The sequence below is a fragment of the Flavobacterium jejuense genome, from assembly GCF_006491595.2.
In the GTDB taxonomy this organism is placed as follows: Bacteria; Bacteroidota; Bacteroidia; order Flavobacteriales; family Flavobacteriaceae; genus Flavobacterium; species Flavobacterium jejuense.
In genome coordinates, this window is the sequence record NZ_VEVQ02000008.1 from 133,739 (window position 1) to 154,390 (window position 20,652).

At 30.4% G+C, this 20,652-nt stretch carries 11 protein-coding genes; 9 read left to right on the forward strand and 2 right to left on the reverse strand.

The window, feature by feature from the left end; genetic code table 11:
- Positions 1-58 precede the first annotated feature (58 nt).
- From FIA58_RS13275 to FIA58_RS13295, 5 genes are all read left to right on the forward strand, one after another.
- Positions 59-5,560 carry an alpha-2-macroglobulin family protein gene (locus tag FIA58_RS13275; protein WP_140962966.1) on the forward strand — a complete coding sequence of 1,834 codons (5,502 nt, stop codon included), beginning with the start codon at positions 59-61 and terminating at the stop codon, positions 5,558-5,560.
- A gap of 44 nt (positions 5,561-5,604) precedes the next feature.
- On the forward strand, positions 5,605-7,902 hold the full coding sequence (gene pbpC, locus FIA58_RS13280) for a penicillin-binding protein 1C (protein ID WP_140963038.1): 2,298 nt from the start codon (positions 5,605-5,607) through the stop codon (positions 7,900-7,902).
- Between the two features lie 71 nt (positions 7,903-7,973).
- Positions 7,974-10,886, forward strand: coding sequence for a sensor histidine kinase (locus tag FIA58_RS13285; protein WP_140962967.1), 2,913 nt, complete (start codon positions 7,974-7,976; stop codon positions 10,884-10,886).
- Positions 10,887-10,890: 4 nt separating this feature from the next.
- Positions 10,891-11,643: a LytR/AlgR family response regulator transcription factor gene (locus FIA58_RS13290; protein WP_140962968.1), complete on the forward strand. Its 753-nt coding sequence runs from the start codon at positions 10,891-10,893 to the stop codon at positions 11,641-11,643.
- Positions 11,644-11,739: 96 nt separating this feature from the next.
- Positions 11,740-14,718: a beta strand repeat-containing protein gene (locus FIA58_RS13295; RefSeq protein ID WP_165928921.1), complete on the forward strand. Its 2,979-nt coding sequence runs from the start codon at positions 11,740-11,742 to the stop codon at positions 14,716-14,718.
- Positions 14,719-14,950: 232 nt separating this feature from the next.
- Here FIA58_RS13295 and FIA58_RS13300 read toward each other — a convergent pair whose 3' ends face one another.
- Both FIA58_RS13300 and FIA58_RS13305 read right to left on the reverse strand, forming a co-directional pair.
- Positions 14,951-16,492 (reverse strand): Rne/Rng family ribonuclease, encoded by a 1,542-nt coding sequence (locus tag FIA58_RS13300; protein WP_140962970.1) that lies wholly within the window; start codon positions 16,490-16,492, stop codon positions 14,951-14,953.
- Between the two features lie 328 nt (positions 16,493-16,820).
- Positions 16,821-17,159, reverse strand: a complete 339-nt coding sequence (locus tag FIA58_RS13305; RefSeq protein WP_262887683.1) for an HU family DNA-binding protein — start codon at positions 17,157-17,159, stop codon at positions 16,821-16,823.
- An 88-nt stretch (positions 17,160-17,247) separates the two neighbouring features.
- On the opposite strand from FIA58_RS13305, the gene mutY reads away from it, so the two are divergent.
- Genes mutY through gldD form a run of 4 tightly spaced genes read left to right on the forward strand, consistent with a single transcriptional unit; the run spans position 17,248 to position 20,645 of the window.
- Entirely contained in the window at positions 17,248-18,276 is a 1,029-nt protein-coding gene (mutY, locus tag FIA58_RS13310; RefSeq protein WP_140962971.1) for an A/G-specific adenine glycosylase, read from the forward strand.
- Between the two features lie 47 nt (positions 18,277-18,323).
- Positions 18,324-18,773 (forward strand): single-stranded DNA-binding protein, encoded by a 450-nt coding sequence (locus tag FIA58_RS13315; RefSeq protein ID WP_140962972.1) that lies wholly within the window; start codon positions 18,324-18,326, stop codon positions 18,771-18,773.
- Positions 18,774-18,796: 23 nt separating this feature from the next.
- On the forward strand, positions 18,797-20,089 hold the full coding sequence (locus FIA58_RS13320; protein ID WP_140962973.1) for a gliding motility-associated protein GldE: 1,293 nt from the start codon (positions 18,797-18,799) through the stop codon (positions 20,087-20,089).
- A gap of 4 nt (positions 20,090-20,093) precedes the next feature.
- Positions 20,094-20,645, forward strand: coding sequence for a gliding motility lipoprotein GldD (gldD, locus tag FIA58_RS13325; protein WP_140962974.1), 552 nt, complete (start codon positions 20,094-20,096; stop codon positions 20,643-20,645).
- Positions 20,646-20,652: the final 7 nt, after the last annotated feature.

Sequence of the window (20,652 nt, forward strand, 5' to 3'; positions counted from 1 at the left end):
ATCATTTTTATTTCTAAATAAAATTACCTTTTTTTCCACTTTCTAATTCCTTTTTTCTATGAAAATTAATCGCCTTTTAAAACTTTTTCTTGTTTTAATTCTTCTTGTATCTTGTTCAAAAGATAGCAAAGATTTCAATTCTGATGTGTCTTTATTTAAAGAGTATATTTTAAATTATAGTTCAGGAATTGTTTCTGCTAAAAGTGATATTAGAGTTGTTCTAGCTTTTGATAATGCTGATTGGACTCAAAATAAACCATTAGATAAGGATTTGTTTTCCATAAATCCTAAAGTGGATGGTAAAGTGATAGCGCTTTCTACAAATACTTTAGCATTTGTGCCAAGTGAAACTTTAGAATCGGAAAAAGAGTACCAAATTACTTTTCATTTATCTGAGGTTAAGGATGTAAAAAGAGAATTGAAAAATTTTAATTTTACTATAAAAACGATAAAACAAGATTTTATTGTTTCTACACTTGATTTACAATCCTATAGTAAGGATTATATGTATTTGAATGGAGTTGTTGCTACGAGTGATGTTTTAAATCTAGAAACAGCAAAGAAGTTACTTCAGGTTACTCAAGATGGAAAAATAGTTGATGTCAAATTTGATAAAGATTTAAGTAGCGAAAAGGAATTTAAATTTGTTATAGATAGTATTCAACGCTTTGTAGAAGATAGTAAGATAACCATTAATTGGAATGGTAAAGAGCAAGGAATAGATCAAAAAGGGACTTTAGAATATGATATTCCTGGAAAGAATAATTTCAAAATAATAAATGCTGAAGTTCAAGAGGATAACAGTCAAATTTTATTGTTAAACTTTTCTGATCCTTTAAAAAAGGGACAAGATTTTGACGGTCTTGTAGATGTAGAGTCGGCAAGTAATTTGAAATTTTCAACAGCAGGAAATCTATTGAAAGTGTTTTTTAATGAACCGATGAAAGGGGAACTACTTGTAGAAGTTTTTCAAGGAATCCAAAGTGAAGATGGGTATAAAATGAAACAAAATTTTTCTCAAAAAGTTTCATTTGAACAGATAAAACCAGCAGTTAGATTCATAAAAAGTGGAACCATTTTGCCTAGTTCTAACAATTTAAAAATAAATTTTGAAGCCGTTAACTTAAGTGCTGTTGATGTAAAAGTATATAAGATTTATAAAAATAATATTTTACAATTTCTTCAGGATAATCAAATAAATGGTAAGAGGAACCTTCAAAAAGTAGCTTCTCCAGTAGCTAAAGAAAAAATTGTATTAAAGACAAATAATTTAACAAATTACAGTAAATGGGGAGCTTATGCGTTGGATTTGGCAAAAATTATTACTCCAGAACCAGGTGCTATTTATAGAGTAGAAATAAGTTTTAATAAGAAGTATTCATTATATAAATGTACTTCTTCTGATGAGGATGAAAATGTAGAGGAAGAAGAAACGGTTGATGATGGTGAAATAAGAAGTAATAACGATTATTATGATGATTACTATTATGATGATTATGATTGGTATGAAAGAGAAAATCCTTGTGACAATTCCTACTACTATAAAAATAATATTGCTACAAATGTAATAGCAACTGATTTAGGTGTAATTGCTAAAAGAGGAGAAAACGGATCGTATTTGTTTGCAATAAATGATATAATTTCAACAAACCCTATTTCAGGAGCAACTATTGATTTATATGACTATCAACAACAGAAACTAGCAACAATAATCTCAGATAATAATGGGATTGCCTCTGCAGATGTTAAAAGGTATGCTTATTTTGCGATTGTAACAAAAGATAAAAATACTACTTATGTTAAGCTAGATGAAGGACAATCTTTATCAGTTAGTAACTTTGAAGTAAGCGGACAAACATTACAGAAAGGACTAAAAGGATATATTTATGGAGAACGAGGGGTTTGGAGACCAGGCGACACACTTCATATTGCTTTTATGTTGAATGATAATGAGAATAAATTAGATAAATCGCACCCGATTAAATTTAAATTATCAGATCCACGAGGCAAATTAACGTATCAAGCGGTTCAAAAATATAAAGAGGATAATCATTATAAATTTAAAGTTGTTACTAAAGACACTGATATAACAGGTAATTGGGAAGCAAAAATAACAGTTGGAGGAGCTAATTTCTTTAAATCTATAAAAATTGAAACGATTAAGCCCAATCGTTTAAAAATCAAAAATAGTTTTGCAGATGCTCAAATTTCAGGGAGCAGCTCTAACAAAGGGTCGCTTGAAGTAAAATGGTTGCATGGAGCTGTAGCCAAAAACTTAAAAGTGGAAATGCAAGCTAAATTCATGAAAGAAAAAACGACTTTTAAGGGCTATACGATTTATGATTTTGATGATGAAGTAAGAAACTTTAATACAGAAGAAGTAAATGTCTTTTCAGGAAAAGTAGATGAAGAAGGAAAAACAGAGGTGTCTCTTAAACCAGAAGTGTCAAGTCAAGCTCCTGGAAAATTAAAAATTGTAATGCAAACCAAAGCTTACGAAAATGGAGGTGATTTTAGTACAGATGTAGTAACGGCAAGTTTTTCTCCCTATGAAACTTATGTAGGATTAAAAAGTCCAGAAACGAATAAGTACGGCATGCTTGAAACGGATAAAATGAACCGTTTTGAAGTTGTTACACTTTCGGAAAACGGAAAGCCAAAAAGAGTTAAAAATCTTGAAGTACGTGTTTATAAAGTAGAATGGAGATGGTGGTGGAATAGTTCTGGAGATAATTTGTCACGATATAATTCTGATAATGTAACGACAGCTTATAAAAACTTTACTATTTCAACTAATAGTAGTGGAAAAGGTTCTTTTCAATTTTCTGTGCCAGAAGGAGATTGGGGGAGATATTTAATAAGAGTGGTTGATCCCAATGGAGGTCACGCTACTAGTACTACTGAACTTATCGATTGGCCCTATTGGTCTGGGAAAACAAAATCGGGTGACGGAAACACCGCAAATATGCTTGTTTTTGCCTCTGATAAAGAAAAATATGCTGTAGGAGAAAAAGCAATGATTTCATTCCCTTCTAGTGAAGGAGGAAGAGCTTTAATTTCATTAGAAAATGGTTCTAAAGTCGTAAAAACTCTTTGGGCAAATACAACAAAAGGAGAAACTAAAGTAGAAATACCTGTTACTCCAGAAATGGCTCCTAATGTTTACATTAATATTACTTTACTAAAACCTCATGCTTCAACTATAAACGACACTCCAATTCGTATGTATGGAATTATTCCAATCGAAGTAGTTGATAAAAATACAGTTTTGGAACCTCAAGTTAGTATGCCAGAAGTTTTACGACCTGAGCAGAAAGCAACGTTAAAAATTAGTGAGAAAAACGGTAAAGAAATGACATATACTGTCGCAATTGTTGACGAAGGTTTGTTAGATTTAACGCGTTTTAAAACGCCTAATGCTTGGGATAGTTTTTATTCTAAACAAGCGCTTGGTGTTAAAACTTGGGATATTTATGATGATGTAATAGGTGCTTATGGAGGGAAAATAAATCAAATTTTCAGTATTGGAGGTGATGAAGATTTAGGAGGTGGAAAAGCTAAAAAAGCAAACCGATTCAAACCAGTAGTTATTTATTTGGGTCCTTTTAAATTAGAAAAAGGGGAAACCAAATCACATACAATAGAAATGCCTAATTATGTGGGCTCTGTAAGAACAATGGTGGTAGCTGCAGATGTTGCTACAAATGCTTATGGAAGTACTGAAAAAACAACTCCAGTTAGGAGTCCTTTAATGGTTTTGGCTTCCGTGCCAAGAAAAATTTCTCCAAACGAGAAAATTACTTTGCCAGTTACTGTTTTTGCTATGGAAAAGAATGTTAAAAATGTAACCGTTCAGGTTAAAACCAATAATGGAATTCGAATTTTAGAATCGGCTAAACAACAAGTAAGTTTTAGTTCACCTGATGAAAAAATGGTGTATTTCAATTTAGAAGTGGGTGACATAATTGGAATAGGAAAAATAGAAGTAATAGCAACCTCAGGTTCTGAAAAAGCTTCTTTTCCTGTTGAAATAGATATTGTTAATCCAAATCCAGAAACGACCGATTTTATAGATTTGGTTTTAGAACCGAATGCAACAAAATCGATTAATTGGGAAACCTTTGGAGTGGTAGGAACTAATAATGCTAGAATAGAAATCTCCTCTTTTCCAACAATTGATTTCAATAGAAGATTAAAGTATTTAATTCAATATCCTCATGGTTGTGTGGAACAAACCACTTCAAGTGTATTTCCTCAATTGTATTTGGCTGATGTAGTAGCTATTGATGAGGTTCGTAAACAAAAAATTCAATACAATGTCAATCAAGGGATTCAAAGACTAGGAAGATTTCAAGTTTCTAATGGTGGACTTGCATATTGGCAAGGGCAAGGTACACCTGATGATTGGGGAACTTCTTATGCTGGACATTTTATGATTGAAGCGGAGAAAAAAGGCTATGTTTTACCTTCAGGATTTAAACAAAAATGGCTGTCTTATCAACAACGACAAGCCAAACAATGGAGATATAATGGTAGTTATTATAATGATTTCGCACAAGCGTATCGTCTATATACTTTAGCTTTAGCAGGTTCAGCTGATTTAGGTTCGATGAATCGATTAAGAGAAACTGTAGGAATTTCTGACGAATCGAAATTACGTTTAGCGGCTTGTTATGCTATTATTGGTCAAAAAGCAGCCGCTCAAAAACTAATTACTTCAGTCGGTTCATTTGAATACAATCCAAGAAAATATTATTACTACTATGGTTCTGAAGATAGAAGTAGAGCGATGTTGTTAGAAACATATTTACTAATGGATAATAAGACCAAAGCTTTTGAATTAGCAAATATATTAGCAAAAAACCTTTCTTCAAATCAATATATGAGTACGCAAACAACAGCTTATGCTTTATATGCAATGTCTAAGTTTGCTCTAAAAAATGGTGAAAAAGGAGTGAATACTGCTATAAGTTTTGGAGGAAAATCGGAGAATTTGGTTACCCAAAAATCTGTAATTGATAAAAATTTAGAAGTCAAAAAAGGAAAGTATTCTGTTAGTATTAAGAATAATAATAACAACACCATTTATGTTAGAGTACTAAATAGTGGTGTGTTGCCAATAGGAGAAGAAAAAGAAATTCAAAAAAATCTATCTGCCGTAATTTCTTATACAAATAAGAACGGTTCTTCTATTACTTTCAATTCGATAGATCAAGGAACAGAAATTAGGGCACAAATTACGATTAGAAATAATTCAACCGAACGCATTAACAATGTCGCTTTAACACAAATTGTGCCTTCTGGTTTTGAAATTATGAACTCTCGTTATACTGATTTTGGTAGTGAAACAGAAAACAAAGCCGATTATATTGATATTCGTGATGATCGAACTAATTTCTATTTTAGTTTAGGTGCAAATGAAGCGAGAACGTTTACCGTTTTAGTAAATGCTTCTTATTTAGGAACGTATTATTTGCCAGGAATTCAATGTGAAGCAATGTACGATGACAATTATATAGTGAGAAATAAAGGACAGTGGATCAATATAGTAAAAGAGTAATAGCATTTTTAAAAAAGCATAAATTTAAAACAACCATAAGTATTATGCTTATGGTTGTTTATTATTTTTCATTACCCAAAGTTCTTTTTACGTCGAATTATACAACAGTAATTGAAAGTGCAGACGGACAATTTATAGGAGCAAAAATTGCAGATGATGGCCAATGGCGATTTCCTGAAAGTGATAGTGTACCCACAAAATTTAAAAAATGTATTGTTGCGTTTGAAGACCAACATTTCTACAAGCATTTTGGGTTTAATCCCATTTCCATGTATCATGCTTTCCAACAAAATAGAAAAGCGAATAAAGTGGTTAGAGGTGGAAGCACTTTGACCCAACAAGTAATTCGTTTGCATAGAGATGGGAAAAAGCGTTCCTATTTTGAAAAAGGCATTGAAGTTATTTTGGCTACAAGATTGGAATTTCGGCATTCAAAAGATAAGATTTTACAACTATATGCAGCTCATGCTCCTTTTGGAAGTAATGTGGTGGGTTTGGAAATGGCTTCTTGGCGTTATTTTGGTTTACAGCCTAATCAATTGTCTTGGGCAGAAGCTGCAACTTTAGCAGTTTTACCTAATGCACCAAGCTTAATTTATCCAGGGAAAAACCAAAAAAAATTACAAGCTAAAAGGAATAGATTGCTAAAAAAATTGTTTGAGGATAAAACCATTGATAAGGATACATATGAATTAGCCTTATTAGAATTGTTACCTCAAAAACCGTTTGCAGTACCACAAATGGCGCCTCATTTATTGCAAAAAGTAGCCAAAGAACATAAAGGTAAAAAAATTAAGACAACCATTAAAGTTGGTGTTCAAGAACGAGTAAATGATATTGTCGGTCAATATTATAATTTGTACAAGCAAAATCAAGTATATAACATATCGGTTTTGGTCGTTGATGTAAAAACGAGAAATATTATTTCTTATGTAGGAAATAGTCCTACAGATAAGAATCATCAAAAAGATGTTGATATTATTGAAGCACCTCGAAGTACAGGAAGTATTCTGAAACCCTTTTTATATGCTTCCATGTTGGATGATGGTGAAATTTTACCCAATACTTTAATTCCAGATATTCCAACACAAATTTCAGGTTATTCTCCTCAAAATTATGATTTGTCTTATGATGGTGCAGTTCCTGCTAGTAGGGCTTTGGCACGTTCTTTAAATATTCCTGCTGTTTTAATGCTGCAACAGTATTCTGTTACCAAATTTTATGAACAACTTCAAAAGTTGAAACTAAGAGATGTGAATCGACATCCTTCCAATTACGGACTTTCTTTAATTTTGGGTGGTGCTGAAACCAATCTTTGGGATTTATGTCGTGCTTATTCTTATATGTCTGGAACCTTGTATAATTATACAAAAACACAAGACGAATTTAGAAGTAATGAATTAGCCAATTTGAATTATAACAGTGCTTTTAAAACAGATTTTGGTAAACCAAAGACAGCAAAAAATGTGTTTAGTGCTGGAGCGATTTGGCATACGTTTAATGCTATGAAAGAAGTTAATCGACCGCAAGGAGATGAAGCTTGGCGATTTTATGATTCCTCCCTTGAAATTGCATGGAAAACAGGAACTAGTTTTGGAGGAAGAGATGCTTGGGCTGTTGGTGTTACCAAAGACTACGTTGTTGGTGTTTGGGTAGGAAATGCATCAGGAGAAGGTCGTCCATTATTAACAGGTGTGGAAAGTGCAGCTCCTATTTTGTTTGATGTGTTCCGTTTGTTTCCAAAATCGAATTGGTTTACAAGTCCTTATAATGATTTAGAAGAAAAATTAGTTTGTAAAAAATCAGGTTATTTGGCTCAAGATAATTGTGAAGCTTCTTTACAATGGATTCCAAAAAATGACAAAAAAACAGAGAATTGTCCGTTTCATAAATTAGTTCATTTAGATAAAACTGAAGAATTTAGAGTGAATAGTTCGTGTGAGAATGTGAATGATATCGTTTCAAAATCTTGGTTTATTTTGCCTCCTGTAATGGAATGGTATTATAAAAGCAAGAATGCAAATTACGTTACACTTCCTCCTTTTAGAAGTGATTGTTTGGATGTAAATCAAGATAAAAAAATGGATTTTATTTATCCTAACCGAAATACAAAAATTATTTTAACTAAGAATTTTGAAGGGGAAGTACAACCTGTAGTTTTAAAAATAGCACATTCAAATTCAGAAGCTGAAGTTTTTTGGTATTTAGATGATAATTATTTAGGAAGTACCAAAACCTTTCACGAAAAACAAATTATAGCTTCAACTGGAACTTATATTGTTACGGTCGTTGATGAATTTGGAACCGAAATCAAAAGAAAAATAAAAATAGAAAACAACTAATTTAGAAAGTCAAAAGAGGTTTTCAGAAATACTATAGTATTATCTCATGACAAAGTTCTATTTTTGAATAGTTGAAAACCTTACTTTTATATAGTCTTTTTGTATTCTTAATGGTAAACGTATTGTTTGCCCAAGATCCTATCACTATAAAATTAACCGAAAAAGAGGGCTTGCCAGATGTTGAATTTTACGATATAGTCGAAGATACAAATGGATTTATATGGTTAGCTGCTGACAAAGGCTTGTATCGTTTTGATGGAAAAGAATATGTTTCTTATTCTAATAAAGAAAAAAGAGGACTTTCTGTTTTTGGTTTGAAATTTGACAATCAAAACCAGCTTTGGTGTAATAATATTTCTGGTCAATTTTTCTATTTAAAAGATAATAAACTAGAGCTTTTTTTAGATTTAAAGAATGAATTGAAAGGAGAGTTAGCTGAGTTTGTATTTCTTGATAATAAATTATTCGTTTTTTCAACTACTGTAATTTTTTCTGTTGATTTGAAAACTAAAGAGAGAAAAAAAATAGTACTACCAGTTATGTCCAAGTTTCCCATTATTCGGGCACTTCATAAATCAAATGATAAAATTTATTTTACTGGTGATAACTTAGTCTTTACTATTTCAAAATCAAATGAAATAAAAGTTTTGAATTGTAAGACAAAAATCTATGGTAGTAATGTGTTTCCAAAGTTTTTTAAATATCAGGATGAATTTTATTTGCTTTTGTATAATAATATTTTAAATGAAAATCTTTTTTTTAAAATACAAGAAAATAATTTTGTAGAGATTCCTTTTCCAAAAGAATTGAAAAATAATAGAATTATAACAGTTTCAGAAAACAAAGATGATTTATGGTTATGTACTTCTAATGGAGTTGTAATAGTAGAAAAAAGCAACAAGGATTTTGTGTTAAAAGATGTCTTTTTTAAAAATGATTTTATAACAAAAAGTATAGTTGACAAGAATGAAACGGTTTGGATTTCAACACTAAATAATGGTGTTTTTATAATTCCGAGCTTACAAATTAAATCCTATAAAAATGTGGTTGATAACGAAGTTATTTCAACTGTAGAAAAAATTTCAGCTACAAAATTAATTATTGGTACCACTAAAGGTAATCTGTTTATACTGGATTTAATAACAGCCAAAAAAGATAAAATCGAAATTAAAAATAACAGGAAAATTTCGGCTTTATTATTTTTAAAAAATCAAAATACTTTATTAATAAGCACAGAAGGAGTAGGTTATAGTTATCATTTAAAGTCCAAAAAAATAATCACATTAGAAAATCTAAATAATGCAAAAGATTTACAGCAAATAGGAAGATCTAGTATGGTTGTTTACGCAGGCTTTGATAGGGCTACTATTTTGAAATTTAAAAACAGTAAACTCACGAAAGTTAAAGACTTAAATTACAGTAGAACTTATCGCTCTTTTTTAGAGAATGAAAATCGTGAAATATTTGTTTCTTATGTAGATAATTTGATGGTTTATGATAGTGTTTTTAATGCTAAGATTTTAAAATTTAATGACAAAAGTATAACAGCAAAAGACATCTGTCAAGCAACTAATAAAATAGTTTGGATAGCCACTTTTTCCGAAGGTATATTGGGATACAAAAATAATAAGTTTGTAAAGAAATTAGACCTAACAAATGGTTTGAAATCTAATATAATTCAAGAAATAAAATGTGATGGTAATGATCTATGGATTGTAACTGATAAAGGAATTCAGATTTTTGACTCTAATACTGATGTGTTTAAGTCTACTTTAATAAATAATACGACTACAGTTGGTAATATAAAAGGACTAATTGTAAATGATAAAAGTATTTTATTTGTGAGCCAAGAATCTATTTTGGAAATAGAGAAAGATATAACCTTTAAAAGTTATGTTCCCAAAGAAATTTATATAAAAGACATCACAATAAATGAAAAAGACACTTTAGTTCAAACGAATTATTCTTTGCCTTATGATAAAAACAGGATTAAAATTGCTTTTCACGTTAATGGCTACTATCCTGAAGATGAGTTGTTATTTGAATATAGATTATTAGGCTTAAATGAAGATTGGATTTTATTAGACAGAAATCTTAATTTTGTTAATTTTACAAGTCTTCCTTCAAAAGAATATATTTTTGAAATTAGAGCTAAAAGTAGTAATGGAACTAAATATATTTCAGAAAAAATTAGTTTTCAAATTAATCAACCATATTGGAAAAAATGGTGGTTCGTTTTAAGTATTGTTTTAGTTGCTTTTGGTTTAATTATATTTTTTTATAGAAATAAATTAGCTGTAAAAGAAAAAGAAAAAGAACTGGCTTTGAAAAATGCTAAATTTGAAAATGAGTTGGCGATTCTTAAACTAGAAAATTTAAAATCACAAATGAATCCTCATTTTATTTTTAATGCTTTGAATTCTATTCAGGAGTACATTGTTTTAAATCAAAAGAATTTAGCCAGCTCTTATTTGGCCAAATTTGCAGATTTAATTCGTGCCTATTTAGATCATAGCTCTAAAGGTTACATTTCTTTAAGAGAAGAAATAGAATGTTTAAATATTTATTTGGAATTAGAAAAACTACGATTTGAAGATAAATTTACTTATAAGATTATTAGTTTAGAAAGTAATGAAGATGTAAAAATTCCTACAATGCTTATTCAACCTTATGTTGAAAATGCTATTAAGCATGGCTTACTTCATAAAAAAACTGACAGAGTTCTTGAAATATTTTTTGAAATTTTAAAAGAAGAACAAATGCTAAAATGTATTGTTTTAGATAATGGTGTAGGAAGAAATAAAGCTGCTCAATTGCGTAATAATAAACACCAATCTTTTGCGACTAAAGCCAATCAAAATAGGTTAGAATTGCTAAATTTCGGTAAAGAAATAAAAATAGGAGTTACTATTGAAGATTTAGCAAATGAAAATAAAGAGCCAATAGGGACGAAAGTCATTTTGTTAATTCCAATATTAAAATGAAAATATGAAAGCAATAATTATTGATGATGAACCAAAAGCAAGAAATCTGCTGGAAATTTTAATTAAAGAGAATACGACTAAAATTGATGCGATTTTTCAAGCTGAAGATTTGCTTTCTGGAGTGCAATTAATCAAAGAGCATTGCCCGCAAATTGTTTTTTTAGATATAGAAATGCCAGAACATTCTGGTTTAGAAATTTTAGACTTTGTCAATAAAGACGAATTAAATTTTGAAATTATTTTCACTACAGCTTACAGCGAGTATGCGATTAAAGCCTTTCAGTTGTCTGCAATAGATTATTTATTGAAGCCTTTACGAGCGGAAACAGTAAAAGAGGCCGTGGAAAAAGCAATTCAGCAAATAGGGAAATCTGAAATTAGCACCAAGTTGGAAGAACTAAAAAGGAGTTTAAAATCGGCTAATTTTAATAAAATAGGATTGCCTTTCTCAGACGGATTTAAGTTTGTTAATTTTGATGATATTATTCTTTTTGAAGCTGATGGGATGTATACCAAAGTGAGTACTACAAAAGAAACGGAATTACTAGTGTGTAAACCTTTAAAACATTTTGTGGAAGTACTAGAGCTGCAATCTAATTTTTACAAACCACATCGCTCTTACCTAATTAATTTAAAGTACATTAAAGAATATATTAAGAAAGATGGAGGTTATATAATTATGGATAATGATAAATCGGTTTCCATCTCAAATGAAAAAAAAGAAGAGTTCTTAACAATTGTACAAAATATAGGGTAATGACTTTAGCAAGTCAAAACCCAGTTTCAGAAAGTCGTTTTACTACGACTTTTTTTTATGCGCAATTTTGTTATCATAAACTATAAAATTTTTATTATGAGAGCAATTTTACTTTTATTAATCACAAGTATATGTTCGTTAGTGCAAGGTCAAACTATTTATGTTAATCATGCAGCAACAGGTGCTAATAACGGAACTTCATGGACAGATGCTTATGTAGATTTACAAGTAGCACTAAATTCAATAGCATCAAGTAACAGAACTGTTTGGATTGCTGGTGGAACATACAGACCTGCTAATACAGGTGTTAATGCTACTTTTTTAATTGATGATGCTAATACTGCTGTTTATGGAGGTTTTAATGGTACGGAAACACAGTTGTCTGAAAGAGATTGGATTGCAAATCCAACTATTTTATCAGGTGATTTATTGGCTAATGATAATACAACTATTGCATTCTCTAATACAACCAGAAATGATAACAGCCAACATTTAATGGTGATAAATGCAAACAATGCAATTGTTGATGGATTAATACTTTCTGATGGTCACGCAAATGGTGTAGGAGTGCATTCCTCTGGTGCTGCTTTGTATAGAGGTGATACTTTCGGAAGTCTAACGATTAGAAATTGTGAATTTAAAAATAATGTCAGTTTAAATGCGGCAGCAGGTGTTCATGCTCGATTTGATGTTTCTGGTTTTTTATTAGTTGAGAATACTAAATTTATAAATAACCTAGCGACTTATGCTACTTCTTTTTACCAATATACAAATGTGGCTAATGTTTCTGTGAATGTAGATATTAGAAATTCGTTATTTGAAAACAATAAAGCGATTGATAATGGAGCAACAAAAGGCTATGCTGGAAGTGCAGGTTGGTTTAGAGCCTACTCTGCTGGGTCAACTGTAAATGCTAATTTTGTGAATAATACGTATGTGAATAACGTAGATTCTGGAACCAATTCTTTCGTGGTAAATCGTGGAACAATCGGACTTTCTAAAAATGGTTCAGCTGCTGTTTACTTGAATAGTTCAATTTATAATTGTATTTTTTGGAATAATACTGGAGTAGGAGGTGCAACATCAATGGCTGTGAATAACATAGTAGATGCTTTTCCTACAACTTTAAGTGCTTATAATTCGTTAGATAGTGATAATTTTTCTACTGTTCCAACGAAACTAAATATAGTTACCGCTAATCCACTTTTTGTAAGTACTTCAGATTTTCAACTAACGAATGTGTCTCCCGCTAAAGATGCTGGAGATAATACTTATCTAAGTTTAACAACAGATTTGAATAATAATCCAAGAATAGTGAATACTACTATTGATATGGGTGCTTATGAAAATGGAGATTTATGTGCGTTCCAAGTTAGTTCAATTACTGATAATAGTGTAATAGCCACTTGGAATCCTAGTATTACTACCGATTTACTTTATGTGCTTTCTGGGCAATCAATCTCAAATGGAACTGTTGTTAATGGAATTTTATCTAATACTTTTACGTTTACCAATTTAACTTCAAATACAAGTTACGATGTTTATACAAGTGAAGCTTGTTCAGGAAACTCTAATTCTGGTTGGTATTTGGTTAGTACCTTTACAACTAAAGGACCTATTTATGTAAATTATGCTGCAACTGGATTGAATGATGGTTCATCTTGGGCAGACGCCTACACTTCTCTTGAAGATGCTTTTCAGAATATGACTTCAAATACTATTGATATTCGTGTAGCACAAGGAACATACAAACCTTCAACAAGTGGTTTGGCAGATGCTAAAAAAGCAACTTTTTTAATTCCTACAAATGCTAAAATTTATGGTGGTTTTAATGGAACCGAAACTACTTTGGCACAAAGGGATCCTAAAACGAATATTACTATCTTAAGTGGAGATTTGAATGATAATGACAATTCAAGTATTGTTTATAATAATGGATTACGTGGTGATAATGTATTTCATGTTATTTCTTTAATAGGTTCTTTATCAGGAATTGTAATAGATGGTTTTACAATTACTGGAGGAAATGCCAATGGAAGCTATAGTTATTCAAGTGGAGCCAATTCTTATGATGATACAAGAGGAGGAGCTATATGTGCGATAACAAATGATGCTGTAAATTATAGTATATATGCGGAGTTTAAGAATTGTATACTTGAAAAAAACACGGGTTCTGATGTCGGTGTATATTCACAATTTACGTTAATGTCTAATTCGTATATTTCTGTAAATTTTGAAAGTTGTATTTTTAGAAATAACCAGTCTTCAGGAAGTTTTTCAAATATTTTTCTACAAGGGAGAGGAAGTAATACTTTGAATCAACGAGTAAGTAGTTATTTTACAAATTGTTTGTTTCATAATAATGTATCAAATGGTACTTCTAACCAAGGAGCATCATGTATTACGACGTATCAAAACACGACAGCAGGTGGAAGTTATACTACAGCTTACTCAGGTATGACGAATTGTACTTTTACAAATAATACTGGCCCTAGTGGTCATGCTATTTCCATAATATATGGTTCTAATACAACTATAGTGAATTCAATTATTTATAATAATGGGAATACAACACCATTGTATATTTTTCCTTCTTCGGGTTCTATTAACCCTTCAGGGTTTAATAATATTATACAAGGTGGAGTTTTAGGAGGTACAAATGTAAATCCATTATTTGTAAGTAGCTCTGATTTTCAATTAACGAGTAGTTCTCCAGCTATTAATGCAGGTAATAATAGTTATTTAGGAGCTATAACAACTGATTTAAATGGAAATGCAAGAATTGTAAGTGGAACGGTTGATTTAGGTGTTTATGAGTTTGATCCAGCTTTACATTCAGAATTTTTTAATTCTTTTAATGATTTTGAAGTTTATCCAAACCCAACTTCTTCTTTATTGTTTATCCATACTAATGAAGAAATAAGTTCAATGGCTATTTACTCTTTAGATGGAAAATTGGTTATAGCAACAAAAGAGAATGAAGCAGATGTCTCTAATTTGCAAAATGGATTATATCTTATTAAGGTGACCACTAATCAAAATAAAGTAGGAATTAAAAAGTTTGTCAAAAAATAAGTCTGTTTTTTATAGTTTTTTGTTGTAATAATTCCGAAAATGATTTCAGGATTATTTAATTTGGTTTCCTTGTTTATCAAAGAAATGATATTCAAGATACGTGTAAGCGTCACGAGATTTGATAATAAGAGGAGGAAGTCCAGTGGACTTCAGGTATTTTTAAATAAAAAAACCGCTATTCAATTAAGAATAGCGGTTTTTTGTTGTAATAATTCCGAAAATGATTTCAGGATTATTTAATTTGGTTTCCTTGTTTATCAAAGAAATGATATTCAAGATACGTGTAAGCGTCACGAGGTATAATTTTCACCCATTTTTTATGTTCAAAAAACCATTTTGAACGTATTGATGGAAAACCTTTTTCAAGGTATGCTGCCACAAAAGGATGTGCGTTTAAAACGACTTTTTTATGGGCTTTTAAAATTCTTTCTAAGTCAGATTTTATTTTGTCAATAATTAAAATTGGAGCTTCAATCTCTCCATTTTCATTAGGATCTTCTTCTCTTGTTTTAATATTGACTTCTGGTCTAACTCTTTGTCTAGTAATTTGAATTAATCCAAATTTGCTAGGAGGCAAGATTTTATGCTTAGCCTTATCGTCACTCATTTCTTCTCTTAAGAAATCATATAATTGCTTTCTATTGTCTGCATTTTGCATGTCAATAAAATCTATTACTATGATTCCTCCCATATCGCGTAAACGCAATTGTCTTGCTATTTCAGCTGCGGCAATCATGTTTACTTCTAAGGCAGTATCTTCTTGGCTTAATGCCTTGTTTGAACGATTTCCGCTATTTACATCTATTACATGTAAGGCTTCCGTATGTTCAATAATTAGATAAGCTCCTTTGCTCATGGAAACTGTTTTTCCAAAGGAAGTTTTAATTTGTCTTTCGATATGATATTTCTCAAATAGAGGAAGATCTTTCGATTGATAGTGTTTTACGATAGACACTTTATCAGGAGCTATTTCTTGCAAATAGTCCTTCGTTTGAATGTATAATTCTTCATCATCTATATGAATACTAGTAAAAGTATCATTAAAAACATCTCTTAATATAGAAGATGCTTTGTTAAGTTCTCCTAATACTTTTGATGGATGATGTGCATTTTGTAGCCTTTTACTCATGGCTGACCATCTGTCTAATAAAAGCTGTAGGTCTTTATCTAGTTCTGCTACTTTTTTGCCTTCGGCTACTGTTCTCACAATAACCCCAAAACCTTTTGGTCGAATAGATTGAACCAGTCTTTTTAATCTGTCTTTTTCTTCTTTTGAATCAATTTTTTGAGAAATCGATACACGATCAGAAAAAGGAACTAAAACAACATATCTTCCAGCTAATGAAATCTCAGAACTTATTCTGGGACCTTTTGTGGAAATAGGTTCTTTAACTACTTGAACTAAAACCGATTGATTGGCACTGAGAATATCAGTAATAACTCCATCTTTATTGATTTCAGCTTCAAAAGGAAAATTTTTGAGTGAATAATCTTTTAGTTTACCTGCGCTTACAAGTTTAATAAATTTCATCAAAGAAGGTAGGTTGGGACCTAAATCATGATAGTGTAAAAAAGCATCTTTTTCATAACCTAAGTTAACAAAAGCGGCATTTAAACCAGCAACTGGTTTTCTTATTTTGGCAATAAAAATATCACCAACACTAAAATTTGTTCCTTTCTCCTCTTCTTTGTGTAATTCAATTAGTTTTCCATCTTTTAATAAGGCAAAATCTACTGCTTCTGAACCTGATCTAATAATTAACTCTTTGTTCACGCTGTACATTTTTATCCATACTTGTTAAGTGAACAGTAAATAGTGAATAGTGATTAGCATAAAAAACACTAATTACTGGTTACTAGTTACTAATTACTATAATAGTACAGATGGATTAAACAATATTTTACAGGTATTTTTACCCGATAATCAGTAATTAACTGATTAATTTCAAAGAACTTAAAAAAAAGAAAAGTAGTTTTAAACTACTTTTTCTTTTTGTGACGGTTAGCTCTCGCTCTCTTTTTACGTTTGTGAGTCGCTACCTTATGTCTTTTTCTCTTTTTACCACTTGGCATAACGTTGTTGGTTTAGATTAATAAATGATTTATACTGCTATTTCAGTTTTCGTTTTTACACTCTCAACAAACACTTTAGCAGGTTTAAATGCTGGAATATTGTGAGCAGGGATCTTAATTGTTGTGTTTTTTGAAATGTTTCTTCCAGTTTTTTCAGCTCTTGTTTTGATAATGAAGCTTCCGAAACCTCTTAAATATACATTATCACCTGTTTCTAATGAGTTTTTTACTTCTTCCATAAAAGTCTCTACAGTTGCTTGAACATCAGATTTTTCAAGACCTAGTTTTTCAGAAATTTTAGCTACAATGTCTGCTTTCGTCATTTTCTTTCGTATTAATATTTTTATCTTCTTTTTTTGAGTTTGCAAATATATGAATTAAAAAAATAATAAATCAATCATAATTAATTAATTTTTAAGCACTAATATTTTTATTTTTGTTTCCCAATATAAAAAAATGAACTTTTCTAAAACCTTAATTAATTGGTATTTACAAAATAAACGAAGTTTGCCTTGGAGAGAAACCAATGAACCTTACCAAATTTGGCTCTCTGAAATTATATTACAACAAACAAGAGTAGTACAAGGAAAGCCTTATTATGATGCTTTTTTAAGTCATTTTCCAACAGTATTTGATTTGGCGAATGCTACAGAAGAAAAAGTGCTTAAATTATGGCAAGGATTAGGGTATTATTCTAGAGCTAGAAATTTACATACTACTGCAAAATATATTGTGAATGAATTAAACGGTATTTTTCCTCAAAATTATAAAGAGTTACTTGTTTTAAAGGGTGTTGGTGAATATACAGCAGCAGCCATTGCTTCTTTTTCGTATAATGAACCTGTTGCAGTGGTTGATGGAAATGTTTTTAGAGTGCTTTCAAGAGTTTTTGGAATTACTTCTGATATTGCTATTGCAAATACAAAAAAGGAATTCCAACAATTAGCACAAGAATTGTTGCCTGAAAAGTATCCAGCACTATTTAATCAAGCTATTATGGAATTTGGTGCGCTTCAATGTGTGCCAAAAAGCCCAAATTGCCCAACTTGTGTTTTTAATGACAGTTGTTTTGCTCTTGAAAAAAAATGTGTAGCTGAATTACCAATTAAGTCTAAGAAAATAAAAGTTACTCATCGCTATTTTAATTATGTCATTATCAGAGATAGTAGTGATGGTTTTGTGGTCGTAAAAAGAGAAGGCAAAGGAATATGGTTTAATTTGTATGAGTTTACGTTACTAGAAAATATTCAAAAAAAGAGTTTGGCAGAGGTTGTGGAAGAAATTCGAGTTAAATTTAATTCTAACGAAATTATTTTAAAAAACGAGAAAGAATTGGTACACAAATTATCTCATCAACATTTGCATATTCATTTTTTTGAATTGAAGTTTAATCATAAAATAGAAGGTGCTTTGTCAATAGATGAATTAGTGAAATTGCCTTTTCCTATAGTTATTCATAACTTTATAGCTTCAAATTATTTATAAAACTTCAAAAAAAACACTATATTTGATTTATAAAATTAATACACGCCATGAATGGAACTTTAAACAAAGTGCTTTTGATAGGTCACTTAGGAGATGAGATAAAAATGCATTATTTTGAAGGAGGGAATTGTATAGGAAGATTTCCATTAGCAACAAATGAAGTTTATATCAATAAAACAACTGGGGAAAAAATAACATCTACAGAATGGCACAACATTGTAGTTAGAAATAAAGCGGCTGAAATTTGTGAGAAATTTCTTTCTAAAGGAGATAAAATTTATATTGAAGGAAGGATTAAATCCCGTCAGTGGCAAGCGGAAGATGGTAGTACTAAATATACAACTGAAATTCAAGTGACTGAATTTACTTTTCTAACTACTAAAAAAGATTCAGAAGCAACTAAACAAAATTTAAAAACTGATGTTTCTGAGTCCCCAAAAAACACTAATTTTGACAACTCAAATAGTGGTACTCATAACGATGATTTACCATTTTAATGTTTAATTAATACAATATTCCATTGGATCCAGATCCTTCCAGTTTTATAAATACTATAGATTTTGAGCTAATACTAGGATTAGTAGCTGTCTTTTTTCTGCTTTTTTGTTCTGCATTTATTTCAGGTTCTGAAGTGGCTCTTTTTTCTCTTTCTCAAAAAGATCTTGATGATTTAAAGGAAGAAGATGAGAATAAGGGTAATGTTATCAGTCATTTGCTAGAAAAGCCAAAGAAGCTATTGGCAACTATATTAGTAGCTAATAATTTTATTAATATAGCTGTTGTAATTTTATTTTCATCAATTAGTGAGAAGCTCTTTAATTCAATAAGTTCAAGTGTTGTTCGATTCGTATTAGAGGTTGTAGTAGTTACTTTTTTAATCTTGCTGTTTGGTGAAGTTTTGCCAAAAATTTATGCGAATAGAAATAATGTTAACTTTGCTAAAATGGTTTTTTTACCAATCTCAATTTTAGATAAAGTCCTTACTCCTGTTACTATTCCAATGAGAAATATAATTTTGTATGTTGAAAAGAAGTTCAGTGTACAAAGAACTAGTTTTTCTGTTGACCAATTATCTCAAGCTCTGGAGTTGACCAATCATTCAGAAACAACACAGGAAGAACAAAAAATATTAGAAGGAATTGTAACTTTTGGTAACACAGAAGTGAGACAGGTAATGAGCCCTAGAATTGATATTTTTGCTTTAGACAAGGAAGAAAGTTTTCCTGATATAATGGTGAAAATTGTAGAGAAAGGGTACTCGAGAATTCCAGTTTATCATGAAAATATAGACCAAATCGAAGGGGTTTTGTTTATTAAAGATTTAATTCCTTATATTGATGACGAAGGCTTTGAGTGGCAATCTCTAATCAGAGAACCTTTCTTTATTCCTGAAAATAAAAAACTAGATAATTTGCTTAAAGAGTTTCAAGGTATGAAAAATCACCTAGCCATTGTTGTAGATGAATATGGAGGTACTTCTGGATTGGTCTCTTTAGAAGATATTTTGGAGGAAATTGTAGGTGATATAAGTGATGAGTTTGATGATGAAAATATTATTTATTCTCAAATTGATGATAATAACTATCTTTTTGAGGGGAAAATTAGTCTTAAAGATTTTTACAGAATTATAGATGTTAATGGTGTCGATTTTGAGGATAAAAAAGGAGAAGCTGAAACATTAGCAGGTTTTATTCTTGAGATATCTGGAAATTTTCCTAAAAAAAATCAAAAAATTTCTTTTAATGCGTATATGTTCACTGTAGAAAATGTTGATAATCGCAGAATTAAACAAATAAAAGTTACTATAAATTAAAAAGATGAAATATATAATTCCTACTATAATATTATCTTTTTTGCTTGCTTCATGCGGAGAAGACAGTATTCCAAAACCCAAAGGACAATTGCGTTTAGAATATCCAGAACCAACCTATGGTTTGCTTAAAGGGAATTGTTCTTATTCTTTTGATGTAAATGATGTTGTGAAAGTGAAATCTAATAATGTATGTTCGTTTGAATTACATTATCCAAAAATGAAGGCAACAATTTATCTTACTTATAAGCCAGTAGATAATAATATTGAAGATTTATTAAAAGATGCACAAAAGTTAACTTATGATCATGTTATAAAAGCTGATGATATTTTGGAACAGCCTTTTATGAATAGTGATAAAAAGGTGTATGGAATGTTTTATGAAGTAGGAGGTAATGCGGCTACAAATGCTCAATTTTATGTAACAGATAGTACAAAGAATTTTGTGGTTGGAAGCTTGTATTTTTATGCAAAACCTAATTATGATTCCATACTTCCAGCGGCAAGCTATTTAAAAAATGATATTCGAAAAATAATGGAAACTATAGAGTGGAAATAAAAAAGAG